Below are 4991 nucleotides of genomic sequence, written 5' to 3' on the forward strand. Positions count from 1 at the left end.
CATCGAGGCCTGGTTCAATGGCAGCAGTTCCGGCTCCGGCGCAGCCACCGCTTTGGGGGCAGGAGTATGCTTGCGCATCGCATTGGGCGTCGTTGCGACTCATGTGCACGGTAGAATCGATCGCAACCGTAGTGTTATTGATTTTAGAATCTTCCTCCTCTTCGAGGGGATGCCCTTCGGAAGGGACGACGAGGAGGCCTAAGGCTGCGGCTTCGTCGAACATGATATCGTACCGATTGGGGAGGAGATGCTGCTCCCTGCCAGGCAAACGCGCCGATAGATGGGGCGCAATCAGTTCATGCATGCCCAAATGTGCGATCGGCAGCTGGGCCCCAACCAGTTCGCAGCTGATCTCCCGCTCCTCGCGCTCGAAACTACGCATGTCTCACCCAGCTCAAGCCATGCCACGACGATCTCAAAGCACTGAGCGCATAAGACGCGTCCAGCGCAGCCCGACACAGCCTGCCCCGCCTGCTCGAAGGCTCTCTTGATAAATTCAGGTTCAGCGACAAGGTGATGAGCATCTCCAAATCTTTAGACCATCAGGCCACCTAATTCCGCGGAGCAGTGGGCCCCTAGGTGCCCTCGACACGCCGATGCCCCATAACGTGAGGTACCGCGCCGTGAGAATGCAAAACCGCCCGTCGCACACGACCAAGCACCGCAATCTATCAGACCGGCCCTGTCCTTCCTCAAGCTAGCTTCACGCTTCACGCCAAATCTCGCTTGAATGGTATCGGTCCTTAAAGCCGAGGTTCTCTGATTTTGGCCCCCCGCAAATTCTGAAATTCTGCGCCGATCGGAAGAAAGCGCAGCTTTTTCCCGCCACGCCTCGATCTCCGGATTTGCCGCGCACCAGAGATGCGATCTGAGCTTTAAAGCATCAAGCCGATATAACGCATCATGCCAATAGCAACCTGACCGCAGTTCAAAAAGGCGATCAGCTTTTACGCGATCGCTGTGTGGGCACCGCCTTTCAAACCGTCACTTAATTGTAGGCCAGGCCAGCCCCTTCCCAAACACAGTTGATCGGCGCGACCTGACGTCACACGATCGCGTATGCGCTGGTCATGACGCACTCCCGGTTGATCAGAATAGCTCCACCACTTGCTGATGTGAGGCTTGAGATTTCCCGGGCTCCTGACACGATGTCGCCCCGAGCTAAGCCCGTCCGATGTCAACACTACGCCATCGTGAGCGCTGAGCAACCGTGAGCGCTGAGCAACGCCAAACCCACTCGACTGAACTCCACACAACTCCATTCATCAACGTGGCACGCCATCATTCGCCTTCCCGCAATTTGAAATCGCTTTTCAAACCGGGCGCGGCGGGCAGCTGCTCATAGCCGGATATTCTCGGGGACTTCTATCCAATGAGCTTCGTGTACTTTTTATGGAATTCGACACACTTAGGATCCATATCAAACTCCGGAATCGGCTCGTGCACAAAGGTCCGGAAAGTATCGACTCCACGCACCAAGGACGCCCCACCCTCACCCTCGATCCGGCGAACCGAAGTTGGGATATAGCGAATGGCGAACCCGACCCGACGCTGAGTCTTGGATTGGTTTGGTGCGGAGCCGTGGATTAAGCGGACGTGATGGAGCGACATCTCGCCCGGCTCCAATTCAAGCATCACAGATAAGCTTGGATCGACTTCGACGGCGACCTCCTGCCCTCGCGAGAGCATATTTTCTTTTGCAAAAGTGTTACGATGTGGAAGCTGGTCCTTAAGGTGCGTGCCAGGGATGACCTCGAGAGCTCCATTAGCCCTGTTGCTTTCTGAAAGCGCGACCCATGCGGTAACGACATCGGGACTGGAGAGACCCCAGTACGTCGAATCCTGATGCCAGGAGACAAAGGAGGGGTCAGAGGGTTCTTTGATGAAAAAATCAGTACTCCAGCACAACAGGTTCTCGCCGTGCAAATCCTCGATGGCATCGACAATCCGATCATCACGGATCAATTCGTTGAGCCAGGGAAAGAGCAAGTGAGCCCTAAAACGAAGGAGCCCGCTGAGCGGCGCTCCGGTGCCCCTCTCGAATTCCTCAAGCCGCCGCCTGATCTCAGCCGCACATTCCTTCGAGATCACGCGGACCGGCGAGACGTAGCCATCCTTGCGGAAACGTTCGACTTGATCCGCGGACAACATTTTTGGCATGAACGCCGTCTCCTCACTAGTTCTATTGAACTTGATCGTACCGCGGTTCGATATTGATTTAGTGCAATTTTTACTTTCGGGCGCCCAAATCCAGCGTTTTGAGCCCGCTTGTGACGGATTTCATATCAAACAGCGGCAAGTTGTGCGCCCGACGGCTGTGAAGGGACGCCACCAGACCAAACATCGGAAGAAGCATACCCGCGCTTAGCCCACAGAGCTGTTAATCGTACAGCTCGGCTGCGCAAACCAAGGGCCACGCGCGTCACAGATGCGCTGCTCGTGCTGAACGCTGAACCACCTCACTGGCCGCTGAACTGCAGCCGATGAGCATGACTTTCGAATGACGCGGACATGTCGGCCAACTCCACTGTCGCCCGTGACAGAGCGAAAGGCGTCGACTGGTCAACCAAGCCGCTGGGGGGACATGGCTTTTCAACTCCCCTGCGTAACACCGCAGGCAACTTCCGCATCGACGACAATAACCGTTAACGCGACCGTTAGTTGCAAGGTCGCCAAGGCAGCAAAGCTAGGATCTTGCTTGATGCCATCCTGCGACCACGATGTGCAATTGACGATTCGCAGGTTAAGACGGTACGGAGTGCCCCAAGGGTACGCCAAGCGGCAGGTCGGTACAGCCACGGTCGCCTTAGCGCGCGAGCTCGTCATCGCGGAGAAAGCGGCCAATTTTGTCGTTCAGCTGTGCGGCCGCCTGTGGCTCCGCCTCCGAGGCGGCCAGATGTCCGCTTTCGAACGGCAGGCGCAGCAATTCGGCGCCTTGGATTTGCTGCGCCGCCCACATGCCCGCCTCGGTGGGATTATACAGATCGAGCGACGGCACGGCGATGAGCGTACTCGCTCGAATTGATGCGAGCGCTTTCTGCGTGTCGCCGCCAAACCCGTGCGACGTGCCGACATCGTGCGCATCGTACGCATATGACTGGTAGATCCAATCGAGCGGATCGTGCCGTTGCGCAGCCATCAAGCGCGTGCGCTCGGCAAGCCACGCGAGCGTATCGGTCGTAGCGCCGTCGTTCGCGGCGCCCGCGACGTCCGCGGCAAACCGCGATGGCGAGCGCTGCGCGAACACGTTCATCACCGTGACCCACGCTTCCCCAGCGCGCTTCGGGCGTGGGCAGATCGCGCGCGTTTGCGAGCACGAGCCGTCCCGCGCGATTTATCGCCTGGGACCATGGTGTGGTCTTCGCCATCGGCACCAGCGCAACGAGGCGCGCGGCAAAATCCGGATGCGACACGCCCCACTGCAGGGCCTGCATGCCGCCCATGGACGCCCCAACGATCGCATGCGCCGCATCAATGCGCAGATGTGAAGCGAGCATGCGTTGGCTGGTCACCATGTCGCGGATCGTGAAGCGCGGGAAGCGCTCGCCGGGCTGCATCGGCGAATTCGATGGCGAGCTCGACAGCCCGTTCCCGAGCGCATCGATCACGACGATCGTGTGACGCGACGGATCGAGCGCCCGCCCCGGGCCGATGAGAAAATCCAGCCGATGGTGCGTGCTGCCGATAGCGCACAGTCCGAAGATCACCGGCTTTGCGCGATCATTAAGCGAACCGTGAACGACGTACGAGATGCGGAGATCGTCAATCGCGTCGCCTGATTCGAGCGGCAAACGCCCGAGCGACGCAACGTGATGCGGCGCGTCGATCCAGCCCGGCGCGAGCGGCGGATGTGCCATCGTCAGAACTCGATCACCGAGCGGATCTCGTCGCCAGCGGCGAGGCGCGCGAGTCCGGCGTTGACATCGGCGAGCGCAATCGTCGACGTGACGTATTCGTCGAGCTTGAGCGAGCCGTCAAGATATGCGTTCGCGAGCCGCGGAAAATCGTGCGATGGATCGGCGCCGCCATAGCTCGACCGCACAATGCGCTTTTCGCCCATTAGTGAGCCCCAGCGGAACGCCAGCTCGTCGTTGACAGGCAGCTTACCGAGCCAAACGACTTGGCCGCCGGGCCGCACCATCTCGACGCTTGCACGAAACGCAGCGCGACTCCCCGCGGCTTCGATCACGCAATCGGCGCCCCGGCCCTGGGCGATCTCGGAGTGCAACGCGCCGATTGAATCGTCGGCGAGCAGCGTATGCGTCGCGCCGACGACAGCCGCGAGGTCAAGCTTATCCCGCTGCCGGTCCACCGCGATCCGGACATCCCCAAATACGCCTATCCAAAGCCAACCAGGACCGCAGCTGTGAGCAAAACGGTCAACAGAAGATTGCGCATGAGATCTCTCGTTTCTCGGTAAGCTTTGCGGAAGCTAAAGGAATCCAATTGCATTTTCTGAGCTTAGTAAATCGCAGCTGGCAGACACTCGCACCAAACCCATCGATCAGCCAATTGACCTCGCAGCCTGAGCAGATACCTTCATGCTACCCGGGGATCGCGCCACCGCGAATTCCAACCATTCTTCGAACAGCACCCAGAGCTCATAATACTGGTGGCTGAAAAGAGCGTCCCATCGCTCCGTGTTGCACGCTATTTGCGCCTTCGCAGAAACCAGAGTTGGCCGCCCGCACGACCGTTACTCGTCCGTTAAGAAGCCCATTTGCTCGCGGCTGGAGCGGCGAGCAGCTGACCGAGCAGATCAAAGAGTTGGTTCGTCAGGGTCGAGAGGTTAAGGCCACCTCCTTTCTTCGTACAATCGACCGATTGACCGGGTTCCGTGCCGAAGTAAGTGCAGCGTGGTGGATTGATGCGTTACTTACTTCCACTGCGGCATCGCCGGCGTGGAACGCCGAAAGTCCGATCTCCTCGCAGAGGTCGAACACGCTCTTGCGCGTAATACCAGGCAGGACTGCGGACGCCGGAGTGCGCAG

At 59.0% G+C, this 4991-nt stretch carries 5 protein-coding genes; all 5 read right to left on the reverse strand.

What is annotated here, in order from left to right; translation table 11 throughout:
* On the reverse strand, nt 1–382 hold a 382-nt coding region (locus KIP88_RS45260; RefSeq protein WP_214494548.1), incomplete at its 3' end, for a class II aldolase/adducin family protein.
* A 983-nt stretch (nt 383–1365) separates the two neighbouring features.
* Nucleotides 1366–2160, reverse strand: a complete 795-nt coding sequence (locus KIP88_RS45265) for a phytanoyl-CoA dioxygenase family protein (RefSeq protein WP_214494549.1) — start codon at nt 2158–2160, stop codon at nt 1366–1368.
* Nucleotides 2161–2806: 646 nt separating this feature from the next.
* Nucleotides 2807–2998 (reverse strand): hypothetical protein, encoded by a 192-nt coding sequence (locus KIP88_RS45270; RefSeq protein ID WP_214494550.1) that lies wholly within the window; start codon nt 2996–2998, stop codon nt 2807–2809.
* On the reverse strand, nt 2976–3857 hold the full coding sequence (locus KIP88_RS45275) for an alpha/beta fold hydrolase (RefSeq protein WP_214494551.1): 882 nt from the start codon (nt 3855–3857) through the stop codon (nt 2976–2978). The genes KIP88_RS45270 and KIP88_RS45275 overlap by 23 nt, the downstream gene beginning before the upstream one ends.
* A 2-nt stretch (nt 3858–3859) precedes the next feature.
* Complete coding sequence (locus KIP88_RS45280) at nt 3860–4312, reverse strand: zinc-binding dehydrogenase (RefSeq protein ID WP_308163839.1); 453 nt, start codon at nt 4310–4312, stop codon at nt 3860–3862.
* Between the last annotated feature and the right edge of the window lie 679 nt (nt 4313–4991).

It is taken from the genome of Bradyrhizobium sp. SRL28, assembly GCF_018596315.1.
GTDB lineage: Bacteria > Pseudomonadota > Alphaproteobacteria > Rhizobiales > Xanthobacteraceae > Bradyrhizobium.